At 61.0% G+C, this 19,381-nt stretch carries 17 protein-coding genes and 1 pseudogene; 9 read left to right on the top strand and 9 right to left on the bottom strand.

Annotation, left to right across the window (positions count from 1 at the left end):
* The first annotated feature begins 83 nt into the window (after positions 1–83).
* From HX824_RS25610 to HX824_RS25595, 4 genes are read left to right on the top strand one after another with little or no spacing between them, the layout of a single operon-like run.
* Positions 84–2,126 carry a type VI secretion system tip protein VgrG gene (locus tag HX824_RS25610; RefSeq protein ID WP_177055345.1) on the top strand — a complete coding sequence of 681 codons (2,043 nt, stop codon included), beginning with the start codon at positions 84–86 and terminating at the stop codon, positions 2,124–2,126.
* Positions 2,126–2,968 carry a DUF4123 domain-containing protein gene (locus HX824_RS25605; RefSeq protein WP_177055343.1) on the top strand — a complete coding sequence of 281 codons (843 nt, stop codon included), beginning with the start codon at positions 2,126–2,128 and terminating at the stop codon, positions 2,966–2,968. Before HX824_RS25610 ends, HX824_RS25605 begins: the two co-directional genes overlap by 1 nt.
* A complete protein-coding gene (locus HX824_RS25600; RefSeq protein WP_177055341.1) occupies positions 2,961–3,755 on the top strand; it encodes a hypothetical protein in 795 nt (264 codons plus the stop codon). The genes HX824_RS25605 and HX824_RS25600 overlap by 8 nt, the downstream gene beginning before the upstream one ends.
* An 11-nt stretch (positions 3,756–3,766) precedes the next feature.
* Positions 3,767–5,917 carry a lipase family protein gene (locus HX824_RS25595; RefSeq protein ID WP_177055339.1) on the top strand — a complete coding sequence of 717 codons (2,151 nt, stop codon included), beginning with the start codon at positions 3,767–3,769 and terminating at the stop codon, positions 5,915–5,917.
* A gap of 2 nt (positions 5,918–5,919) precedes the next feature.
* Here HX824_RS25595 and codA read toward each other — a convergent pair whose 3' ends face one another.
* The 7 genes from codA to HX824_RS25560 all read right to left on the bottom strand — a co-directional run bounded on the left by codA (position 5,920) and on the right by HX824_RS25560 (position 12,659).
* A complete protein-coding gene (gene codA, locus HX824_RS25590; RefSeq protein WP_177055337.1) occupies positions 5,920–7,155 on the bottom strand; it encodes a cytosine deaminase in 1,236 nt (411 codons plus the stop codon).
* Positions 7,156–7,182: 27 nt separating this feature from the next.
* Positions 7,183–8,400: a PucR family transcriptional regulator gene (locus tag HX824_RS25585; RefSeq protein WP_177055335.1), complete on the bottom strand. Its 1,218-nt coding sequence runs from the start codon at positions 8,398–8,400 to the stop codon at positions 7,183–7,185.
* A complete protein-coding gene (gene codB, locus HX824_RS25580; RefSeq protein ID WP_177055333.1) occupies positions 8,397–9,665 on the bottom strand; it encodes a cytosine permease in 1,269 nt (422 codons plus the stop codon). Before codB ends, HX824_RS25585 begins: the two co-directional genes overlap by 4 nt.
* Positions 9,666–9,866: 201 nt before the next feature.
* Positions 9,867–10,490, bottom strand: coding sequence for an NUDIX hydrolase (locus HX824_RS25575; protein WP_008432778.1), 624 nt, complete (start codon positions 10,488–10,490; stop codon positions 9,867–9,869).
* A gap of 10 nt (positions 10,491–10,500) precedes the next feature.
* Positions 10,501–10,953: a GNAT family N-acetyltransferase gene (locus HX824_RS25570; RefSeq protein ID WP_177055331.1), complete on the bottom strand. Its 453-nt coding sequence runs from the start codon at positions 10,951–10,953 to the stop codon at positions 10,501–10,503.
* Positions 10,954–11,042: 89 nt separating this feature from the next.
* Positions 11,043–11,399 (bottom strand): 6-carboxytetrahydropterin synthase QueD, encoded by a 357-nt coding sequence (gene queD, locus HX824_RS25565; protein ID WP_003190259.1) that lies wholly within the window; start codon positions 11,397–11,399, stop codon positions 11,043–11,045.
* A 180-nt stretch (positions 11,400–11,579) separates the two neighbouring features.
* Positions 11,580–12,659: a patatin-like phospholipase family protein gene (locus HX824_RS25560; protein ID WP_102604539.1), complete on the bottom strand. Its 1,080-nt coding sequence runs from the start codon at positions 12,657–12,659 to the stop codon at positions 11,580–11,582.
* A 159-nt stretch (positions 12,660–12,818) separates the two neighbouring features.
* Here HX824_RS25560 and HX824_RS25555 point away from each other — a divergent pair, with 159 nt between their 5' ends.
* The 4 genes from HX824_RS25555 to HX824_RS25540 are packed head-to-tail and all read left to right on the top strand — an operon-like array spanning position 12,819 to position 15,431.
* Entirely contained in the window at positions 12,819–13,127 is a 309-nt protein-coding gene (locus tag HX824_RS25555; protein ID WP_008432789.1) for a PepSY domain-containing protein, read from the top strand.
* Positions 13,127–13,450, top strand: coding sequence for a PepSY domain-containing protein (locus HX824_RS25550; RefSeq protein WP_008432790.1), 324 nt, complete (start codon positions 13,127–13,129; stop codon positions 13,448–13,450). The genes HX824_RS25555 and HX824_RS25550 overlap by 1 nt, the downstream gene beginning before the upstream one ends.
* The gene (locus tag HX824_RS25545) at positions 13,450–14,118 is read left to right on the top strand and encodes a response regulator transcription factor (RefSeq protein ID WP_003219550.1); all 669 of its coding nucleotides are present in this window, start codon (positions 13,450–13,452) and stop codon (positions 14,116–14,118) included. Before HX824_RS25550 ends, HX824_RS25545 begins: the two co-directional genes overlap by 1 nt.
* Positions 14,115–15,431, top strand: coding sequence for a sensor histidine kinase (locus HX824_RS25540; protein WP_177048423.1), 1,317 nt, complete (start codon positions 14,115–14,117; stop codon positions 15,429–15,431). The genes HX824_RS25545 and HX824_RS25540 overlap by 4 nt, the downstream gene beginning before the upstream one ends.
* Before the next feature lie 88 nt (positions 15,432–15,519).
* Here HX824_RS25540 and HX824_RS33025 read toward each other — a convergent pair whose 3' ends face one another.
* Positions 15,520–16,275 carry a methyl-accepting chemotaxis protein gene (locus tag HX824_RS33025; RefSeq protein WP_371132963.1) on the bottom strand — a complete coding sequence of 252 codons (756 nt, stop codon included), beginning with the start codon at positions 16,273–16,275 and terminating at the stop codon, positions 15,520–15,522.
* 102 nt (positions 16,276–16,377) lie between these two features.
* A pseudogene (locus tag HX824_RS33020) lies at positions 16,378–16,524 on the bottom strand (HAMP domain-containing protein); the annotation flags it as partial.
* Positions 16,525–18,040: 1,516 nt separating this feature from the next.
* On the opposite strand from HX824_RS33020, the gene HX824_RS25530 reads away from it, so the two are divergent.
* Entirely contained in the window at positions 18,041–19,360 is a 1,320-nt protein-coding gene (locus HX824_RS25530) for a Na+/H+ antiporter family protein (RefSeq protein ID WP_177055358.1), read from the top strand.
* Positions 19,361–19,381: the final 21 nt, after the last annotated feature.

Below are 19,381 nucleotides of genomic sequence, written 5' to 3'. Positions count from 1 at the left end.
TATCGGCTTCGAATTGAGTGGCTTTATCTGCGTTTTACGGGTGAAGTTATTTCAGCTCGACAATGAATGGCGGGTAACAACGGATGTTCAATACGCTTGTTTCGTCACGTTTCAAACTGGTCGTTGCAGGAATGAACCAGGCATTTCAGGTGCTGGCTTTTAAAGGCAGCGAAACGATTGACCAGCCTTTTTTCATTGAAGTGCAGTGGGTCAGTGAAAACCCCAGCCTGGATCTGAAGAAGTTACTTCACCAACCGGCCTATCTGGATTTTGGCGAGCCCGGTGAAGGCCTGCACGGGCAAATCTACAGCATTGGCCGGGAAGGCCCGGGGCAGCGGCTGACCCGCTACCACCTCACCCTTGCGCCGCGCGTGGCGTACCTGGCCCATCGTTGCGACCAGCGGATTTTCCAGCAGCGCAGCGTGCCGCAAATTATCGCGGCAGTGCTTGAGCAGCACGGCATCCTTGCTGATGCCTATACCTTCGAACTGGGGCCGGTGGTTTACCCACCGCGTACGTTCTGTGTGCAATACGCGGAAACCGACCTGCACTTTATCCAGCGGCTGTGCGAGGAAGAGGGCATTCACTACCACTTTCGCCACAGTGCAGACGCCCATGTACTGGTGTTGGGTGATGACCAGACGGTGTTTCGTCGTTTGCCGGCGCAACGCTACTGCCCGGCCGGAGGCCCGGCTGCCGAAACGCTGGTGATCCAGCGTTTCGATGTGCGCCTGGCCACGCGCAGTGCTCAGGTTGTTCGGCGTGACTACGACTTCGAACATCCGTCGCTGCGCTTGCAGGAGCAGGCCGGATCTTTCCCGGCACTTGAAGACTATCAATACCCTGCGGGATTCACGGGGCATCTGCGAGGTTCGCAGTTGGCCCGGCGTGGCCTGGAACGTCATCAACGCGACCGCCATCGGGCCCTGGGCCGCAGTGACCAGCCGGCTTTGCGCAGCGGGCATTTCCTGGAACTGCGCGGCCATCCGGACCGCACCTGTAATGACTTGTGGCTGATCACCGGCGTGCGTCACGAAGGCTATCAACCGCAGGTGCTGGAGGAGGCGGTGGTGGATGTCGAGGCATTCCACGGCTATCGCAATCGATTTACCGCAACGCCCTGGCGCGCCGCTTACCGCCCGCCGCTCAAGCACGTCAAACCGCGTATCAGCGGCAGCCAGACCGCAACCGTCACCGGGCCCGAGGGTGAAGACGTGCATTGCGACGCTCACGGCCGGGTGAAAATTCGCTTTCATTGGGACCGCCTGGACCAGCACGACGACAAGAGCAGCTGCTGGGTGCGTGTGGCGTCCGGATGGGCGGGTGACAGCTATGGCGCGGTGATGATCCCGCGTGTGGGCATGGAGGTACTGGTGACGTTCCTGGAAGGTGATCCAGACCGGCCAGTGATCAATGGTTGCCTGCCCAATACCTTGCAGCCTGTTGCCTATCCGTTGCCCCAACACAAGACCCGCAGTGTGCTGCGCAGCCGCAGTTCGCCGGGCGGGACGGGGGCCAACGAGCTGCACCTCGAGGACCGCAGCGGCCAGGAACTCATCTACCTGCGCGCCCAACGCGATCTGGAGCAGCAGGTCGGCCACGACAGTCGGCTGGAGGTGGTGGGCGAACGTCGGGAAACCATCCACGGCTTGAGTGCCACCACCCTGGGAGGCGAGGAACACCGCAGCATCGCCGGCGACCGCAAGGTTCGGCTTGGGGCTGATGATCACTTGCACGTGCAGGGCAACAGCCAGACCCTTGTCGGCCAGACCCTGGTGATCGAAGCGGGGCAACAGGTCCATCTGAAGGCGGGGGCCAACCTGGTTATCGATGCCGGTGCGCAGTTGAGCTTCAAGGCCGGTGGTGAGCATTTGCTGATTCAGGCCGGCGGGATTTTCAGCAGTCGGCCGATCACGTTGGGCGGTGCGCCTGCCGTGATTCGCACAGCCAACCCAGTTGGACCGGGTGACGTGGCTGCTTCGTCCGCATTTGCAGCGGATGGGCCGAAGGTTTCGGTTATCCAAGGCGCAGTCATGGAGCTGGCCAGAAGACTGGATGCGGACTTCTGTCCAGTGTGCGAGCGCTGCCGTGAAGGCCTGTGCGAATCCACGGGGAGGGCGGCTTGATGGAGATCGCGCCTGGCCAGTGGATGGCTGAACAGCAGCAGGCAGGGCGCCGGCTGTGCCTGGTTCTACAGGGTGAAAGCGATGCGCGTGGGGTACTGCTGGCGACACGCACGGTCGCTGAGTATCGCTGCCTCTATGGTGAAACCGTCGCATCGGAAATGGCAGCGGATGGGCCGATGCTCCTGTTGCTCGACCATGTCAGCGAGCCCGCATTGGTGGGTTTGCTGCAAAACCCCCAGCGTAATTGGGGCTGGTTGGGCAGCCTGGCTGGTGATGATTTATCGGGTGTTACCCGGCACTGGCGCGACAGGTTGGTGGTGGGAACGGCGGGCAGTCAGGCGCTGTACCGCTTCCACGATAACCGCACCTTGGCGCGGGCCTTGGTTCACCTGCCTGCTCGGGACTGGCCTGTTTTTCTCGGGCCGCTGATCGGCGTGTGTTACTGGCAGGGTGAGCGTTGGAGTTGTGTCGATAACCCGGCTCCGGGGGCGTATCCGGTACCCGATCCTGCGCCGTGGCTGGAGGTGCCGAATCCCCAGGCGGGAGTGATTCTGCAAGCCAATATCCTGCGTTACCTGCTGGCCGAGTACAGCGAGGCGTTGAGCGCACTGGTTGAGTTTCAAGACCCGAGAGTCTGGTTGGCGCAGGTGCTGGAGCAAGCGCGGGCCTGGCAATGGGACAGGCCGGAACAGCTGGAGTTTTTGGTCGTGCGGCGGTTGTTGGAAGCCACTGGGGACGTGCTTGTTCGATGGCAGCCGATGCGTGGGGAAGTGGCGGAGGATCATTTTCAGCGGGTGGTTGGGGAGTGGCGTCGGGTGGAGCGGGAGCAGCAGGATGCGTAGGGGATTTATGTCGGGCGTGTGGCGAGGGCTGTTCGTTTGTGGCGGGCTGGCTGTTTCTGGCTGTGCGATGAAACCGGCGGATAGTTTCACCCTGGAAGTCGATTTGCCGGCGAATTTTCGCTTCAAGAGTGATGCGGCTTATCGACCGGCAACGGGTGAGAACTGCACATTACCCAAGCGCCGGGGCAAGCGGCCGGAGGACAAGGTTTTTGACGCCCTTGGGAAGCCGGTCGCCAATCGGGTGAGCTTTGAAGTACCACTGACGGAAGTGGTGGATGGGTGCCCGTTGGTGTTACGCAGTATTACGTTTGATATGTACGCGAAGTGGGGGGAGCGGTCGGCGGATGTCGGGGGGGATTTCGCAATTATTAATGTGCGGGATCGGTTGGAAGAGGGTATGACCGGAATGCCTGAACCGGGTGTTCAGGAGTTATGGGGGCGGTGTCAGTGGTTTTTCAGGACGATCGGACCGCTGCATGCGATCAGGAAAATCCTTATGTGTAATTCGTTGGACGCCATTGGACAGCCGAGTAAGTCACGAGCAGGAGGCTTTGTACAACGGGATCAGTTAGAGGGGAAAACACTGAGGATGGTGCTGGCAGTAGCAAGCGAGGAGCTACCCGCTGTAGACGACAACTGGGTTGCCGTTCCGGGAGGCTGGAGACGCTGTATGGGGGAAAGCTTGGACGATGTGTTTGCGTATTGCCGTGGGAATACTACTGATTTCAAAGCTATCAAAATGCCGGATGGACGCGTATGCGACGTCTATCCAACGTGTACAGAATAGGAAGCTTATTCATGAAACAGGATGCATGGAAGCAACCGTTTTTTAGCGACAAGGCACCTGCTTGTTCGTTAAGAGGACATTGGGCAAGTTTCTGTCTAGTAGATGAGTTTGGGGACGGAAAGGCCTACGGCGGTCTGCCTTACACATTTTATGACAGTGCGGGGCGTGAGTACTTCGGTCGTTTGGATGGTGAGGGCTTTGCCAGGCGAGATGATTTTTACTGTGGTCCGCTCGTCATTAAGTTGGATGAACACTACTCCGGTTCAGAAAAGCCTTATACCGATTTGATGACGCGTCTGGCTTACAAGCTACCCATCACCGAGCTCCAGGTTCGTGCGGAACAAACCCGCTTTCTCCGGGCCGATGGCCAGCGTGTCGAACGAAGCCTTTCGAAGAATCAGACGGACCTGTTCTATCAGGTCGAAGTACGTGATCTGGTCCGATACGCCGCTCACTTGCCACGCATCGTATCCCGTACTCATCGGCCCCCGCGACATGCACTAAAAATGATGGCCGACCTTGGATTCGGGCCACCCCAGCCGACGTTGGTTGGTGTCGTTTTATTTCCCAACCGGCACACAGTACTTGAGGTTCGCCCATTGCGAGCACTGCGCCCTATGCTGTCCATCGAGGATCAATTCTGTGCCTTGAACCTCTATCAGTTGGCGCTTATGTCCACGTTGAGCTATTGCGATTTTGGACAGGAGCCCCCAGCAAAACCCATAGACCAAGTCAGCTTTCAACGGGACCCTAGCGTCGGTCATTTCTTTGCCGACAGACTATCGGGCTATCAGGAACCCTGGAAGGTCGATGCTAAGCAAGTACAACACTTTTATCCGTTATTGGAAGAGGTACCGTATTCCCTGCGTTTCGAAATTTTGCCCTTCGATCCTGAGTTGTATCAGCAAAATCGCTCCGAGTTGGGTGAAGAGCAGGAACATCCAGCACGTCTGCACTTTTTCGACGACGAAAAGGATGGCACTGATACTCAGGCATTTATCAGTCATCACGATGAAGTGATCATTATTGCCGTAAGGGGCACGGCCAGCGGAGTCGACATACTGAGGGATGTAAATGCCCATCAAGTGAATTTCATTGATGGTGTCGGCAAGGCTCATGAAGGCTTTTACCAGGCTTATCAAGCCATGCATGATTTTGTACGGCGCTACCTTGACCAATTTTATACAGGGCAGCGCATCGTGATTTGCGGGCACAGCCTCGGCGGTGCGATTGCCTTGTTACTGGCTGAGGGATTACGTCGAACCGAAGATACCCACTACAACATCCTCCTATACACCTACGGAGCCCCCCGAGCTGCCGACTCCGAATTCACAGACGGTGCCTCCGCTCTGGTGCACCACCGCATCGTCAATCACAGTGACCCTGTCCCGAGTGTGCCTGCGCCCTGGATGAACACCACCGCCAAAATCTGGATTCCTGGCGCCGTGGTGCTATTCAGTAACCCTGCGCCCGGGGGCCTGCTGTTTGCCTTGGGCCTGGTACGGCTGACCGGCAACCCTTACCAGCATCACGGCGCGCAGCAGCACTTCATGCCGATACTCCTACCGGACGGTACACGGTCCTCCGTTTTGTGGACCCCTGGCTGTGAATCCATTGAGGACGCAGCCTGCAAACGCGCATTGAGGCTCAATGGCGATATGCCGGATCGCGCCAACCTAATCAAACAGCTTGTTCAGAGTGCCCATCACTCCATGGTCGTCAGCTACATCCCCGCCGCCTGGGCCACGTTGCGCCGCTGGCAACAAACACTCGACACCCATGGCACCCTCGTAACTGCCCGTGAGTTTGAACTGATCGACGAAGCCCTATTCACCATGCAGCACCAGCTACGGGAGCAACGAAAGAAACTGGATCTGCATCGCCCTGCCAACCAGCGTGGCTACGAACACCACGACCCCTTGAGCCAGGAAGTCGACCGGCTGAAAGACAGTCGCGACCGCCTGGCAACCCTCCGCTGGCGCCGCCTCCAGGCCCGCGACGTCTACGGCAGCCACGCTTCATCCCCAACCCTGCAATCCAGCCTGAAACGCTGGTTCGCTCACCCGCAAAATCGCGTACTCACCCAAGTGGCGAGCATCCCGCCACAATCGGATGATGGCTGGGGAAAGCCACAAACCCTCGATATAGATTCAATCGTATGAGCCTACAAAAACTCCACCTGCGCCGGCCGGCGTTTCATCAACACTTTGCCCGCGCGAATCGAATACAACGGCAAGCCCTGGCTGCGAATCACTTCATAGTCGCTGTCTGCAGACAGGATCAACAGGTTCGCCGGGCGTCCAGGTTCCAGGCCATAACGATCCCCCAGGGCCATCGCCCGGGCGCTGTTGTCGGTGACCAGGTCGAGGGCACTTTGCAGGTTGCGGTAGCCAAGCATGTGGCAGATATGCAACCCGGCTTCCAGCACCCGCAAAATGTTGCCGTTACCCAAGGGATACCAAGGGTCGACGATCGAGTCCTGGCCGAAGCAGACGTTCATGCCAGCCTCCAGCAGTTCGTTGACCCGGGTCACGCCGCGGCGTTTGGGGAAAGTGTCGAAGCGGCCCTGCAAGTGGATGCTTTCGGTAGGGCAGGAGACAAAGCTGATGCCCGAATGCCCCAGCAGGCGGAAGAGTTTGGCGCAGTAAGCATTGTCGTAGGAGCCCATGGCCGTGGTGTGGCTGGCGGTCACGCGGGTGCCCATGTCACGGCTGCGGGCCTCTTCGGCCAGCACTTCAAGAAAGCGCGAGTGTGGGTCGTCGGTTTCGTCGCAATGCACATCGACCAGGCAACCGGTGCGTTCGGCCAGGTCCATCAGGAACTTCACCGAACTCACCCCTTGGTCACGGGTGTATTCAAAGTGCGGGATGCCGCCGATCACGTCGGCGCCCAGGCGAATGGCCTCTTCCATCAGCTCGCGGCCATTGCGGTACGACTCGATGCCTTCCTGGGGGAACGCGACGATTTGCAGGTCGATCAGGTGGCCGCTTTCCTCACGTACTTCAAGCATGGCCTTGAGCGCGGTGAGGTCCGGGTCGGTGACGTCGACATGGGTACGCACATGCTGGATGCCATGGGCGGCCAGGGTCTGGATGGTTTTTTTGGAGCGGGTCTTGGTGTCTTCCAGGGTGATGGTGGCCTTGCGCTCGCCCCAGCACTCGATGCCTTCAAACAGGGTGCCGCTCATGTTCCAGCGCGGCTCGCCGGCGGTCAGGGTGGCATCGAGGTGAATGTGCGGCTCGACGAAAGGCGGGACCACCAGGTTGCCGGCGGCGTCCAGGTCGTCGGGGCCTGCCAGGGGGGCAGCGCCTTGTTGGGTGATGCTGGCGATCCGGCCGTGTTCCAGGTGCAGATCATGCAGGCCTTCACGGTTGCGCAGGCGGGCGTTGATGATGTGCATGGGCAAGTTCCTCTTGGCAAAAAACAGTCAGGCAGACAGCCGCCAGATCATCAGCGCGATGCCGATGTCCAGGCGGTCATAAGCATTGTCCAGCGTCAGCCCGCACAGGGCTTCGATACGCTGGACGCGGTGCGTCAGGGTGTTGCGGTGAACCGCCAGCCGTTGGGCTGCGGCCACAAGGTTACCATTCTCGTGGAACCAGGCCTCCAGGGTCGGCATCAGGCTTGGGCCATGGTGCAGGTCGTGGCGCAGCAGCGGCCCCAGGCGTTCGTTGAGGAATTGATCGAGCAGGGCGCGATCACGTACGCCACTGAGCAGCTTGAGTACGCCCAACTCATCGTAGACACACAGCCCGGCGCGTTCACTGAACCGTCGCGCAGCGGCCAATGCCTGGCGCGCCTCATCCAGGGCCTGGGCCAGGCGCGCGGGTGGGTGCGCGGCAGCACTCAGGCCGATAAACAGTTTCAACGGTGCCAGGCGCAGATTCAGTGCCTTCAACCAACCCGCCAACGACTGACGGTTGGCCAATGCCGCACCCGCGTCTATCGCAGGCAGCAACAACGTCCATTGTCCGGCACGCCCCAGCACGGGCAGGCGCGACGGATGCTGCGCAGCAAACTGGCGCAGACGGCGGGTAATCGCATCGTGTTGTCGGGCAAGCTGCGCCTCGACCACTGGCGCCTCACCCTGGGCAAACAGCGCGTCGCTGCCGTCCAGTTGCAACTGGACGAGTTGCCAATGGCCGGCCAGCGGCATGTCCAACTGCGCAGCGCGGTGCAGCAGCAAATCCAGGGATTGGTAATCACCGGCCAGCAGGCGCTCCAGCACATCGTGTCGCGAGCGCCCCAACTGCTGCGACTGGATCAACGCCGAACCGATGGCCTGGGTCACCAGTACCATCTTCAACGAGTAAGGCTGTTCGATCAGCGGCATGCCCGCCGCTTGCGCCGCTTCCAGCAAACGCTGGGGAATCGCCTGGATATAGTCCGGCCCCGTGAGGATCACCAGGCCGGCGACCTGGCGCTGACAGGCTTCGTCCAGCAGCACCAACAGATTGGCCTCGTCCCGTGGGTGATTGATGCCGGTGACGAACACCAGTTCGCCCCCCAGCACCCATTCGGCGATCCCGCTGTTTTCTGCGACATAGGGCCAGCGCACCGTGTTCTCCAGGCCGGCTTCCCCGGCCCGCAGGCACATCGATTCAAGGCCGGGCAAGGCCAGCACATCGGCGACTGTCAGGCTCATGCCTGGACGTCAGCCAAAGGTGCCCGCACCCGCAATACGCTGGTCAGCACGATGTAGGTCAGGGACGCCGCCACGATCCCCACCAATGGCGCCACCCAGGGTGAATGAAAGGCCAGCACCGTACCCACGGCATAGGCTATCAGCCCTGGCCAGTTGAAGGCCGGCAGGCGTGTATCGGCCAGGCGCGGATAGTGGCCGCGGTAGCGATAGAAGAAATCCGCCATGATCACCCCGCCAATCGGTGGGATCACCGTGCCCAGCAGGATCAGGTAGGGCACCAGCATGTCGTACATGCCCAGCAACGCCAGCAGGGTGCCGATTACCGCACCGGCCAGGGTCACCGTTTTACGGCGCTTGGTGCGCAGCAGGTTGCAGCCGGCGACGGCGAAGTTGTAGATGGTGTTGTCCTGGGTGCTCCAGATATTCAGCAACAGCATCGCCATGGCCGCCATGGCGAAGCCTTGCAGCAGCAACACTTCGACCACGTCGGGCTGCTGGTAGACGATGGCGCCATAGGCACCGATCAACACCATCAAGCCGTTGCCGATAAAGAAGCCGATCAGGCTGGCCAGCACCGCGACCCTGGCCGAGCGTGAGAACCGCGTCCAGTTGGTAGCCTGGGTCGCGCCGCTGACAAAGGTGCCGAACACCAGCGTGATAGCCGTGGACATGTCCAGCTCACCGGTCGGCACCACCGCCAGCAGTCCATCGAGCCCGCCGACCTTGACGGTGGCGACCCACATCGACAGAAACAACAAAATACCCATGGCCGGCACGGCGATGTAGGACAGAATCTCCAACCCGCGATAGCCCACGTAGGCCGTCGCGCAGAACACCATGCCAAACAGCACCATCAGCCCGAGTACGCTGCCCTGGCTCAACTCGAAATACTTGCCCAGTACTACGGCTGCGGTGGCGGTGCCCCAGGCGTACCAGCCGATCTGGGTAAAACCGAGAATCAAGTCGCTGAGTTTGCTGCCCACTTCACCGAAGCAGAAGCGCCCCATCAGCACCGAGTTCAAACCGCTCTTGAACGCGATGTAACCCAGGCCTGCGGCGTAGATACCCAACAGCAGGTTACCCAGGGCCACGATGCCGAGCATCTGGGTAAAGCTGAAGGCCACCCCCAGCTTGCCGCCGGCGAACATGGTCGCAGTAAAAAAGGTAAAGCCCAGCAGCACCATGGCGGTGGAGGCCAGGCCTTTGCGGGCATGCATGGGCACCTCGCTGAGAGGGTAGTCATTGCCCGGTTCGTTCTGCGTCATGTGCCGTTCTCCCTGAATGAGTGACGCAGGCCTATTGCACCCGTCGTGCCAAGTGCGAGGCAGTGATGGGCGCACGGTCAGGACTGTGCAGGTTGCACAGTATTTATAGCCAAACAGGAGAAACACGCAGGCGGGATTGGTCTTTCTGCCCAGTCAGGCGCGAAAGCGGTGCAGGGTGATACAAATTGGATCACCCGTTATTCAATCGAACAGGGTGTGAGTGGTCTGCCCGCGATGAAAGGCAAAAGCGGCCTCAAGGTCGCTTTCAATGGTGCGGCCACGGGACAGCGGCGGCAGATCGTCCAGGCTGAAGAAGCCAACTTCGGTGGTTTCGAAACCGGCCGCCGGCGCCAGTTGATCAACCCGTTCGCACAGAAAGTAGAGTTTGTAGAAGTCCCGGATATCCGGCCGGTACAAGCCTTTGGCCTTGTGGGTGACGCTGTACAGCGCCTTGGCCGTGACCGTCAGCCCGGCCTCTTCGCGAATTTCCTTGACGATGTTTTCAGCCGCCGACAAACCAATATCCGCATAACCGCCGGGCAATGCCCAGCAGCCATCCGTGAGCTCGCGGACCAACAGGATCCGGTCACCGTCAATCACTGCGCCCCGCACATCAATCATGGGCGTCGAATAACGTTTGGCAAAATCCGGCACCAGCCCGGTGATGCGCTCCAGCGGTACTTCGCCCAATTGCGCCAGCATGCTGTGGGCAATCTGGGCGATTTCCTCAAGGCGCTCGCGCTCGAAGTCATCGGTGCAGAAGTGCAGCCCCGTGGAGGCCAATGCTTGCAGGCGCTTGGCCTGGGCCAGCCAGGTGTTTTCCATGGGAGCTCCTTCAGTGCGAGGCGGTGAGGTCTTTTTGCATGTAGACCCGACGCAAGCCGTTTTCCTCGGCCCGGTGGGTTTCCACATAGCCTTTGCGGGTGTACAGCGCGATATTTTCGGTCATCGCTTCATTGGTGTAGAGACGGATGGAGCCATGCCTGGCCTGGCCTTCCGCGAAGCCCAGCAACAGGCGCCCGTAACCCAAGCCCTGGGCACCGGGGTCGACGGCCAGGTTATCCAGCAGCAGGTACTCATCGTGATGAATCAGTACGACAAAGCCGCGGACCTGGCCCGCACTCTCCAGCACATGCACCCGTTCGGCGGCGACCTGCTGGCGATAGTCATCCAGCATCGGTCCTGGCTTGCGCCCGATTCGCTGGATGTAAGGGGAGTAGGCGGCGTGGACGATCGCTTCAATAGCGGGGATATCGTCGCCGGTAGCGGGGCGGATATGGGTTGGCATCGCAGCGCTTCCTGTACAAGAGGCCACGACTGTAAGGGAGTCTCCGGCATAAAAAAACCACCGCAAGGGTGGTTTTTTACGTCGCCGGCTTATTCGCCGCGATAGATGCAGCCGCTGGTGCAGGTCTCATGGATGCGAATCGCGCTGAGTTCCGGCAACAGCGGTTTCAGTTCATTCCAGATCCACTTGGCCAGCACTTCGCTGGTGGGGTTTTCGAGGCCCGGGATGTCGTTGAGGTAGTTGTGGTCGAGGCGTTCGTAGAGCGGCTTGAAAATCGCCTTGATCTCCGAGAAGTCACGGATCCAGCCGGTGTGCGGGTCGAGGTCGCCGCTGAGGTGGATCGCCACCTTGAACGAATGGCCATGCAGGCGCCCGCATTTGTGGCCTTCCGGAACGTGGGGCAGGCGGTGGGCGGACTCGAAGGTAAACTCTTTGAAGATTTCCACAGGGTTTTTCAGCTCGGTGAGGTGTCTGGCAGGCGGCGAGTTTAACAGTTTGTCGCGGCCGCGCGCATACCGCGTAGCAGCTGTCGAGCCATGGCGAGGCTGCGTTTGCGATTTGTCTGACAAACCGAGGTGCTGCCGACGCAGCCTCGCTTGGGCTCGACAGCTGCTACGGAGAGGGCGCTAGAGAGCCAGCAGGCGTTCGCCCAATTGGCCATTGTCGGCCAGTTGCAGAAACTCATCCCCCAGCCGCTGGCTTTCGCTCATTGCGGTTTGCCAGTACTTGTTGCGGCCCGGGTCATCCCCCATGAAGCGCTTGAAGTCACTGCGGTCCGGCAGTTTGCCGTGGGGCAGTCGCGCCAGGTATTCCTTCGACGGCGCCAGCAGCAGGACATCCTGCAAACCCTGTTGATTGGCGTGGCGCCACGGCAAGCCTTTGTCGAACCAGCCGGGAATGACCCGGTCGGTGAAGTGCGGGTACAGCACGATGTCATCGCCGTGGTAGGGCAGGTCGAGGTGATAGTCCAGCAGGCCGCCATCGCGGTAAGTGCCTTGGCCTGCACCCGGCAGGTCGCGTACGCCTTGCATCACCATGGGGATCGAGCCCGACGCCAGCAAGGCCTGGCGCAGGTTGCCCAGTTCCAGATCAAGGAAGCGCGACGGGAAATCCTTGAGCGCATGCAGCGGTGGCGCCTGGCGTGGATCGTGGACGATCAGCCGTTCGAAGTGCCGGGACAACCGCGCGCGGCCCCTCAGGTTGTCGGCGATCACCGAGGACAACCCCAAACCAAGCCGACCGCGATGATCGTCGGCGAGCAGGCCATGGCTTTTGACCACCATGATGTTCAGCCGGTAGTGCGGGTTGTCGAGCACGCGGGCATCGCGGCCGGCCAGCAAGTCATCGAGCATGCGCACGCAGCTCTGGCTGACTTCGGCCATGGTCACGCCTTTGGCAAAGCTTTGTGCGTTGTACAGCCGGCCCAGGTCGAGCAGGCCTTGCACCGGGTCGGGCAGGCACGCACTGGCAAACCGCCAGGAGCCTATCGAGGCGCCGATCAGCGCACGCTCGCGGGGCGCCCGGGGCAGCCAGTCACCAAACAGCGCCAGGTCCAGACCCTGGATGCCCAGCGCCTTGGGCCCGCCGGCAGCGCCGGGAAGGATGCCGACGTCCGCAGGCGCAAGCCCCTGCTCACGAATGCGTGCAAAAGCGCGTTTACCGGCCTTGAGGGTCAAGGCGGGGAACTTCATATGGATAGCAGTCATACCGGTCTCATTTACCGCGAGCAGGGCAGTATAGAAAATCTTGCCCGGTTGCAGGCAAAGGTCTCGCAGAGAATTGCCATGGTGGCAATTCAGTTTCAGTTAAGTTGGATCCAGTACCGTGAGCCCCGTAGGCAAAATATCCCGAAACGGAGACTCACCATGAAAACCCTCACAGCCTTGATCGCCAGCAGTATCATCGCCCTCACCGCAGGCGTCGCCCAGGCTCGCGACCTGGGGCCGGACGAAGCACTGAAGTTGCGCGACGCTGGTACCATTGTGTCTTTCGAGAAGCTCAATGCTATCGCACTGGCCAAACATCCCGGCGCCACCGTGCATGAAACCGAGCTTGAAGAGGAATACGGCAAATACCTTTATCAGGTTGAACTGCGCGACGCCCAGGGCGTCGAGTGGGACCTGGAATTGGACGCCGTCACCGGCGCCGTCCTCAAGGATCATCAGGATACGTAATGAAGGTAAATCTACGCACCAGCGTTCAAGTGGCGCTGGTGCTCCTGGCATTTTGCTCAGGCCTGGCCGCTCGTGACCTGGGCCAGGACGAGGCGCTGCGCCTGCGCCAGGAGGGTGTGATCGCGCCGCTTGAGCATCTGCTGGGCCCGGCTTTCGAGCGCTACCCGGGCGCCAAGCTGCTGGACGCCGAGCTTGAAGAGCACAAGGATCGCCCTGTGCGCTATATCTATGAAATCGAACTATTGACGGTGGAAGGCGTAGTGCGCGAGATCGAACTCGATGCCAACACCGGTCAACTGCTCAAAGACAAGGAAGACGACTGATGCGCCTGCTGCTGGTGGAAGACCACGTACCCCTGGCCGATGAGTTGATGGCCGGGCTCAATCGCCAGGGCTATGCCGTCGACTGGCTGGCGGACGGGCGCGATGCGGTGTATCAGGGGCGCAGCGAACCCTACGACCTGATCATCCTTGACCTCGGCCTGCCGGGTTTGCCCGGGCTTGAGGTGTTGACGCAATGGCGTGCCGCCGGCCTGGCCACGCCGGTGCTGATCCTCACTGCCCGCGACTCCTGGGCCGAGCGCATCGAAGGGCTCAAGGCTGGGGCCGACGACTACCTCAGCAAACCGTTCCATCCCGAAGAGCTGCACCTGCGTATCCAGGCCTTGCTGCGTCGTTCCCATGGCCACGCCAATCAGCCCACCTTGCAGGCTGCCGGCTTGCACCTGGATGAGGGTCGCCAGTGTGTGATGCGTGATGGCGAGGAGATCCAGCTGACCGCGGCCGAGTTTCGGCTGCTGCGTTACTTCATGCTGCACCCCGAGCAAATCCTTTCAAAAAGTCACCTGGCCGAACATTTGTACGATGGCGAGACCGAGCGTGACTCCAATGTGTTGGAGGTCCACGTCAACCACCTGCGCCGCAAGTTGGGCCGCAGCGTGATCGAGACCCGGCGCGGCCAGGGTTATCGGTTTGGCGCCAGCCCGGCATGAAGTCGATCCAGCGGCGCCTGAGCCTGGGGCTGATCAGTGTGATGGTGATCGTCGGTCTGGTGCTGGCGCAGACCAGCCTGTGGCTGTTCGAAATGGGCCTGCAACGTTACCTGGAGTCCGGCTTGCGCAACGACAGCGAGAACCTGCTGGTGGCGCTGGTGCGCGGGCCGGCGGGTGTGCAACTGGATGAGCAGCGGTTGTCTCCTGCGTACCAGCGTCCGTTTTCCGGGCACTATTTCCGTATCGATTTTGCCGACACCCATTGGCGTTCCCGCTCGCTGTGGGACCAGGAACTGCCGCAGTTGCCCCACGCCGGGCTCAAGGGCAACCTGCAGTTGGGGCCGGAAGGCCAGCAGTTGCTGGTACTGCGTTCGGACTACAAACGGTTTGGCCAGTCGATTTCCATCAGCGTGGCCCAGGACTACACACCCGTCAGAGAAAGCTTTCGGCTGATGCGCCAGATCGGCCTGGTGCTGGGGCTGGCGGCGCTGTTGCTGATCCTGATTCTGCAACGGGTCACCGTGCGCCGCGCCTTGCGCCCGCTGGAGACCGCACGCAACCAGATCGCCCAACTGCAGCAGGGCCAGCGCTCGCAACTGGATACCCAGGTGCCGGTGGAGCTGGAGCCGCTGGTGGCGCAGATCAACCATCTGCTGGCCCACACCGAAGACAGCCTCAAGCGCTCGCGCAATGCCCTGGGCAATCTCGGCCATGCCTTGAAAACCCCGTTGGCGGTGTTGTTGAGCGTGGCATCCAGTGAACAGCTCAAGGACCATCCGCAACTGAGCAAGCTGCTGCGGGAACAGTTGGAGCAGGTGCAGCAACGGCTTAATCGTGAACTCAATCGTGCCCGCCTGGCCGGAGAGACACTGCCGGGTGCCTTGTTCGATTGCGACGGCGAATTACCGGGGTTGCTTGCGACCCTGAACATGATCCATGGCGAACACCTGGATTTGAGTTACCGCGTGCCGCCCGGTTTGCAATTGCCGTGGGACCGCGAAGACCTGCTGGAACTGTTGGGCAACCTGCTGGACAACGCGTGTAAATGGGCGGACGCGGAGATTGTGTTGAGCATCGGCGAAACCCCGGAAGGCTTTCGGTTGGCTGTCGAAGATGACGGGCCGGGGATTCCCGAGAGCCAGCGTGATCAGGTGTTCAGCCGAGGCACGCGGTTGGATGAGCAGACTGACGGGCATGGTCTGGGGCTGGGGATCGTGCGGGATATTGTCGAGGTGTGGGGCGGGGTGCTTCTGTTGCAGGAGAGCGAGCTGGGCGGGTTAAAGGTCATCATCGACCTGCCACGCCGCCAGTGAACACAAACGTAGCAGCTGTCGAGCCTCGCCAAGGCTCGACAGCTGCTACGGGATACTCGGGCTGATTGCCGGAGTATCCCGCAACTCATCAAACCCTGAACTGATCCATCAGGCCCTGCTGCTGATTCGCCAGGCTGTTCAACGCCTGGCTGACCCGCGCCGATTCATTCGCTTGCTCGGACAACGACTCCGTCACATCTCGAATCGTCGCCACGTTGTTGTTGATCTCCTCGGCCACCGCACTTTGCTCTTCGGCGGCGCTGGCGATCTGCAGGTTCATGTCGCTGATTACCGTTACCGCATCGCCGATCTGGCGCAAGGCGGTCACGGCCTGGCCCACTTGTTCGACGCTGCCCTGGGCCTGGCGATGGCTGTTGCTCATGGAACCGACCACTTCCTGGGTACCGCTTTGCAGTTGCTCGATCACCAGGCGGGTTTCTTCCACCGACTCCTGGGTACGTCGCGCCAGGTTGCGCACTTCATCGGCGACCACCGCAAAACCACGACCGGCTTCACCCGCGCGGGCGGCCTCGATAGCGGCGTTCAGTGCCAGCAGGTTGGTCTGCTCGGCGATTGCACGAATCACTTCCAGTACCGAACCGATCTTCTCGCTGTTGGCCGCCAGTCCTTCAACCTGGGTCATCGCGGTGCTCATATCCGCCGCCAGGTGGCCGATGCTGGTGGTGGTGCGGTCGATCACGGTCAAACCTTCACGCGTCGCCTGATCGGCATCGCGGGCAGCCTGGGCGGCTTGCGCGGCACTGCGGGCGACGTCCTGGGCGGTGGCGCTCATCTCGTGGGAGGCGGTGGCCACCTGGTCGACCTGACGGTATTGCTGCTCCATGCCGGCACTGGTTTCAGTGGCGATGGCGGCCGACTGGTCGGCGGTGCCACGGGCGTCCTGCACTGAGCGTTTGACCTGGGCAATGATCGGCTGCAGCTTGTCGAGGAAGCGGTTGAACCAGCCGGCCAATTCGCCGAGTTCGTCGTGTTTGTCGTAGGCCAGGCGGCGGGTCAGGTCACCTTCGCCACTGGCAATGTCTTCCAGCATGCGCGCCACACCGAGGATCGGCCGGGTCACGCTGCGGGCCATCAGCCACACCAGCAACAGGCCGACGATTGCTGCCAGCAGGCCCAGGCTCAGTTCCAGCAGAGTGCCCTTGGCGTTATCGGCGTCCAGTTTGGACTTCAGGGCTTCAGCCGGAGCCACCAGGACTTTTTCCGGAACATCCAGCAACACGCCCCACGGCTTGCCATCGGGGATCGGCTGGAACGGCGCGAGCACCTTGAGTTGGTGGTCGGTGCGCACGCTGCGGGTCTGGGTGCTGGTGGAAAGCGAACTGATCAATTGCGCGCCGTTGGCGGTGTCGACGGCATCCAGGCGCTGGCTGAGTTTGCCGGCGTCCGGACTGTAGCCGGCCAGCAGGCCCACCGGGCTGATGATGCTGACGCTGGTCTGGCCGTCGTAGAGTTTCTGGCTGGCGCCCTGGCTGACGGCTTGCAGGCTGTTGAGGTTGATGTCCACCGACAGCGAGGCGATGACTTTGCCGTTGACCATCAGCGGGAAGACGATGCTGGTCATCAGCACCTTTTGCCCATCGATCACATAGAAGTACGGCTCGATCACGCAGGGCTTGAGTGTGGTGCGCGGGCAGGTGAACCAGGCGTTGGCTTTTTCGCCGCTGGGTCCGACGCTGGTGTCGGACATGTCGCTTTCGGGCAGCGACATTGAAGTCAGCTTGCCCGCAGTCGGCTGGGACCAGTACAGCGCAAAGCGGCCCTTGTCGTTGCTGCCCAGCTCTTGCTGGTTGGCGAACAGTTCGTCCTTGCCATCCAGTGCGTTGGCCTCGAATACCAGGGACAGGCCCAGCAGGTCAGGGTTGGCCTGCAGCGCGGCCTTGACCTGCCGGGTCAGGTCTTCGCGCAGGTCGAAGGCATCCAGGAAGCGTTTCTCGGCCTGTTCGCGCAGGAACAACACCTGCCGGGAAAAACCGTGGCCGTATTGATAGGCGTCCATGAACTGCTGGCGAATGCCCAAGGCCTGGACCTCACCCTGGGCTTCGATGCGCGCCTGGGCGGCTTCGTCGAGCATTTCCATACTGGAAGCCTTGACCAGGTCGGAGCTCTGCGCCATGCGGTACAGCGAGAGACCTACCAGCAAGGTCACGATGCCCAGCAGGCAAAGACCGGCCAGCAGGGTAATTTTCCATTGAATGGACAGCTGTCTGAGCGACATGGAGCCTTCCTTAACTTTCGATACGACAGAGACGATCTGCCTGTATCGGCGGCTCGGAAATTTTCTTTATTCAAACGATCAATTTAAACCTGTTTGTGTGGCGAGGGGGCTTGTCCCCCGTTGGGCTGCTTAGCGGCCCCAAGAAAAGCGGGAGCGCTGCGCACTCCAACGGGGGACAAGCCCCCTCGCCACAGACAAATCCCCTAACCACTGACAAACCTTCTCCCCACTTTTTTGACAAGGCAGGCCGGGTGCTGCAAAGTGCGCGCCCTCTAATAAAACTCCCTTAAAACCTGGTTTGCGGCAGCCGTTCCCGACAGCAGCCCGGGCAGGTGCGTGCTTTTTTCATGTTTTCTGTCTTGAGGTAACGATGATTAATGCAGTAATCGCCGCGGTCGGCACCATGCTGGTGCTCAGCTTGTCCCGCGTGCATGTGGTGATCGCGATCATTGTCGGCGCCCTGGTGGGTGGCCTGACCGGCGGCCTGGGTATCGACGCGACGCTCAAGGCGTTCAACAGCGGCCTGGGTGGCGGTGCGACGGTGGCGTTGTCCTACGCGCTGCTCGGCGCGTTCGCCGTGGCGATTGCCAAATCCGGCCTGGCTCATGCGCTGGCCGATAAAGCCCTGCTGCTGGTGGATCGCCAGGAAGCCACGGGCGGCAGTCACGTCAAATGGCTGCTGATCGGTCTGCTCTGGGTGGTGGCCATCGCCTCGCAGAACATCCTGCCGATCCACATCGCGTTTATCCCGCTGCTGGTACCGCCGCTTTTATACGTGCTGACCAAACTGCAGCTGGACCGCCGTCTCATCGCCTGCGTCATGACCTTCGGCCTGATCACGCCCTACATGTTTCTGCCGGTGGGCTTCGGCAACATCTTCCTGAATCAGATCCTGCTGGCCAACGTGGCCAAGAGCGGTGTCGACATCAGCCAGGTCAATGTCACCCATGCCATGGGCCTCCCAGCGCTGGGCATGGTGGTCGGTTTGCTGGTGGCGGTGTTTGTCAGCTACCGCAAGAAGCGTGTGTACGACCTGGAGAAGATCGAGCGAGTCGAGCAGGTGGCCGTGCAATACAACCCGCTGACCCTGCTGGTGGCCGGCCTGGCGATTGCGGCGGCGTTCATTATCCAGCTGTGGCTGGACTCGATGATCATTGGCGCCCTGGCCGGGTTCCTGATCTTTTCGGTGTCGGGCATCGTGCGCTGGCGCGACACCGATGACCTGTTCACCGAAGGCATGAAGATGATGGCGATGATCGGCTTCATCATGATCGCCTCGTCAGGCTTTGCCGAAGTGCTCAAGGCCACCGGTGAAGTGCAGACACTCGTGCAAGCCTCCGCGGCATTTATCGGCCATAGCCGCGGTGTGGGCGCGCTGCTGATGCTGCTGGTGGGCTTGCTGGTGACCATGGGCATCGGCTCGTCGTTTTCCACGGTGCCGATCCTGGCGGCGATCTTTGTGCCGCTGTGCGTGCAGCTGGGCTTCAGCCCGCTGGCGATCGTGTGCATCGTCGGCACGGCCGGGGCATTGGGTGATGCCGGCTCGCCTGCGTCGGACTCCACCCTGGGCCCGACTTCCGGTTTGAACATCGATGGCCAGCACCACCATATCTGGGACACCGTGGTGCCGACCTTCCTGCACTACAACATTCCGCTGCTGGCGTTTGGCTGGTTTGCCGCGATGACGCTCTGACGGGATTGTCCTACAGATTTA

Origin of the sequence: Pseudomonas sp. D4002 (genome assembly GCF_013385665.1) — a bacterium.
In the GTDB taxonomy this organism is placed as follows: domain Bacteria; phylum Pseudomonadota; class Gammaproteobacteria; order Pseudomonadales; family Pseudomonadaceae; genus Aquipseudomonas.
Note: the sequence above shows the minus strand (reverse complement) of the source record. Positions and strands in the feature narration are given on the sequence as shown.